The 3,333-nt window shown below is 69.4% G+C and carries 1 protein-coding gene; it reads left to right on the top strand.

Features of this window, described 5'->3' with window-relative positions; translation table 11 throughout:
* Positions 1–3,333, top strand: a 3,333-nt coding sequence (locus ACFWW9_RS46000; protein ID WP_390389969.1) for an amino acid adenylation domain-containing protein, incomplete at both ends; no start/stop codon positions are given.

Genomic DNA, 3,333 nt, shown 5'->3' with positions numbered 1-3,333 from the left:
GTGTTCGGCACGACCGTGTCCGGCCGTCCGGCCGAGATGCCCGGCGTCGAGCAGATGATCGGTCTGTTCATCAACACCCTGCCCACCCGGACGCGCGTGCCCGACGACGTCGACACCACGATCTGGCTCCAGCAGCTGCAGGCGGCGCAGACCGAGTCGCGGCGGTTCGACTTCGTGTCGTTGGCGGAGCTGCGGTCGTGCAGCGACGTGCCCTCCGGGGCGACGTTGTTCGACAGCGTCGTGGTGTTCGAGAACTACCCGCTCAACGACGTCGCCGAAATCGGCGGCATCCAGGTGCTCGAGGTCCAAGCCCGCGACACCACCACCTTCCCCCTCACTCTCAGCGCGGTCGTCGACGACCGGCTCCACCTCGACCTCGCCCACGACCCCCGCCTGTTCGACGCCGATACCGCTCGGAGCATCGCCGACCGCCTGCACCTGCTCGTCGACGCCATCGCGACCGATCCCGACCGGCCTGTGGCGGCGTTGCCCTGGATGACCGACGACGAACGCCGCCAGGTGCTGGTGGACTGGAACTCCACCGCCGTCGACGTGCCGGAGCAGAGCATCACCGAGGTGTTCGAGACTCAGGTGCACCGGACGCCGGAAGCCACCGCGCTGGTGGTGGGTGACCGGTCGTTGACCTTCGCCGAACTCAACGCGTGGGCCAACCGCGTGGCGCGCACCTTCGTCGACTCGGGGGTCGGCCCGGAACGCCTGGTGGCGCTGGCGTTGCCGCGGTCGGTGGAGTTCGTGGTGGCGCTGCTGGCGGTGTGGAAGGCCGGTGGGGTGTACCTGCCTGTCGACCCCGAGTTGCCCGCAGACCGGATCGACTTCGTGCTGCGCGACGCGAACCCGGTGCTCGTGGTCACCGACACCCTGCCCGCCTGCGACGACCGGCAGTCCGCGGATCTCACCGACGCCGACCGGACTACACCGTCGAGTCCTGACCACGCCGCGTACGTGATCTACACCTCCGGCTCCACCGGCCGACCCAAGGGCGTGGTGATCGACCATCGCGGCCTGGTGAACCTGCTGGTGAACCACCGAGAGGACTTCGTCGCCGCCGCAGGTGGTGGACGTTTGCGGGTGGCGTTGTCGGCGGTGTTCTCCTTCGACACCTCCCTGGAAGGCATCGTCCTGCTGGCCGACGGCCACGAGTTGCACGTGCTGGAGGAGGACGTGCGCCTCGACCCACCGGCCATGGTGGACTACGTCGTGGATCGGCGGATCGACTTCCTGGACCTGACCCCGTCCTACGCGCACCAGCTGCTGGAAGCCGGACTCCTCGACGGCACGCACCGACCGAAGATCGTGATGCTCGGTGGCGAGGCGACGGGGGAGTCGTTGTGGCAGAGCTTGGCGGCTATCCCCGACACCGCGGTCTACAACTTCTACGGACCGACGGAGTCCACTGTGGACGCACTGTCGGGTCGGGTCGACGGTGTTGGTAGACCGGTCATCGGCCGACCGCTGCGCAACGTGTCGGCCTACGTGCTGGACGAACAGTTGCGGCCGGTTCCGGTCGGGGTTCCGGGGGAGTTGTTCCTGGCCGGTGTGCAGTTGGCGCGCGGGTATCTGGGTCGTGCGGGGTTGACGGCGGATCGGTTCCTGGCCAACCCGTTCGGTGTGCCGGGTGAGCGGATGTACCGCACGGGGGACCGGGCACGGTGGTTGCCGGACGGCAGCGTGGAGTACCTGGGACGAGCCGACGAACAGGTGAAGATCCGCGGGTTCCGGATCGAACCCGGTGAGGTCGAGACCGTTTTGACCCGACACCCCGACGTCCGTGAGGTCGTCGTGGTCGCGCGGCAGGACGGCGACCACAAGCGCCTCGTCGCCTACATGATGTCCTTGACGACGACCGTGCCCACGACGACCGACCTGAGGTCGTGGCTGGCCGACCGCCTCCCGGACTACATGGTCCCCTCGGCGTTCGTGGTCCTCGACGCGATCCCGATGACCTCCAACGGAAAGGTCGACCGCGGCGCCCTGCCCGCTCCCGATCCGACCGCGGCCCGCACCGGTCACGTCGAGCCCCGAACCGACGTGGAACGTGACGTGGCCGACATCTGGTCGCAAGTGCTGGGCGTGCCCGACATCGGCGTGCGGGACAACTTCTTCGACCTGGGCGGCGACTCCATCCTCAGCATCCGGGTGATCTCCCGCCTGCGCGCGGCCTTCGACGTGGAGATGTCGCCGCGCTCGCTGTTCACCCGTCCCACGGTCGCCGGGATCGCCGAACTCGTCACGGCCTCCGCCCACGCCCGGCTGACCGACATCGGAGTGGTGGCTCGGGACGGCGGCCTGCCGCTGTCGTTCGCGCAGCAACGGCTGTGGTTCCTCGACCAGTTCGAGCCGGGCAGCCCGGACTACCTGACGCCGTCGATCCTGCGACTGCGCGGCCACCTCGACGTGTCCGCCCTGAGCACCGCCCTGACCGCCTTGGTGGCGCGGCACGAGTCGTTGCGCACCACCTTCGACTCCGTAGACGGCCGCGGTGTGCAGATCGTGCACCCGACGCACCGCGTCGACGTGCCGGTGCTCGACCTGACCGGACGGCCCGAGGACCTGGCGGGCGTCCTGACCGAGGAGACGACCACCGCGTTCGACCTACGGCGCGGTCCACTGCTGCGGGTCCGCCTGATCCGCTTGGCCGAGGACGACCACGTCCTGTCCCTGGTGCTGCACCACATCATCACCGACGGCTGGTCCAACGGCGTCCTGCTCGGCGAACTGGGCTCCTGCTACGAAGCGGCCACCGACGGCACCGAGGCCAAGCTCCCCGACCTGCCCGTGCAGTACGCCGACTACGCCGTGTGGCAGCGGCGCGTGGCCACCGACGACACCTTCCAGGACGACCTGGACTACTGGCGTCGAGCGCTCGACGGCACTCGGCCGCTGGAACTGCCCACCGACCGGCCAAGGCCCGCGACTCGCGACAAGCAGGGCGCACTGGTGCACTTCCAGGTGCCCGCCGAGAGCACCGACCGACTCAAAGCCTTGGCGCGAAAACAGGAGAGCACCCTGTTCATGGCCCTGCTGGCCGCGTGCCAGGTGGTGTTCGCGCGCTGGTCCGGGCAGCGCGACGTCACCGTCGGCACGGTGGTCTCCGGCCGTGACCGCACCGAACTGGAGGGCTTGGTCGGGTTCTTCGTCAACACCGTCGTGCTGCGCGCCGACGTCGACCCCCGTGCCGGCTTCCGGGACCTGCTCGGCCAGGTCCGCGAACGGGTGCTCGACGCCTTCGCCCACCAGGACGTGCCCTTCGAACGCGTCGTGGACGAAGTGCACCCCGTGCGGGACCCCAGCCGCACCCCGCTGTTCCAGGCC

Source organism: Umezawaea sp. NPDC059074 (assembly GCF_042738955.1).
Taxonomy (GTDB): Bacteria; Actinomycetota; Actinomycetes; order Mycobacteriales; family Pseudonocardiaceae; genus Umezawaea.
The sequence above is the reverse complement of the archived record's forward strand: the minus strand, read 5'-3'. Positions and strand labels throughout refer to the sequence as shown.